Source organism: Pseudonocardia sp. EV170527-09, assembly GCF_008369905.1.
Taxonomy (GTDB): Bacteria; Actinomycetota; Actinomycetes; order Mycobacteriales; family Pseudonocardiaceae; genus Pseudonocardia.
Map to the genome: position 1 here is coordinate 1 of NZ_VRMC01000509.1, position 263 is coordinate 263.

Sequence of the window (263 nt, forward strand, 5' to 3'; positions counted from 1 at the left end):
AGAACATCGTCTTCAACCAGGCCTGCCCGATCATCGACCTGACGCTGGATCTGGCACCGGGCGCCACCGCCATCGGTTGGGACGCGACCATGCTCGGCCGCCACGCCGCCGGTGAATCGTGGGCCGAAGGCCGTATCGTCTTGCGCACCGCATTGCGCTGCAACGGCCAGCCGCTGTGGATTGAATCGGCGGCGTTCGACGCGCAATCGCCCGTGCTGAATGCGACGACGGGCATGGCCGGCTTCCACGTTGTCGGCACGCTG

The 263-nt window shown here is 66.9% G+C and carries 1 protein-coding gene; it reads left to right on the forward strand.

Features of this window, described 5'->3' with window-relative positions:
- Positions 1–263, forward strand: a 263-nt coding sequence (locus FVA95_RS29960; protein WP_193564461.1) for an urease accessory protein UreD, incomplete at both ends; no start/stop codon positions are given.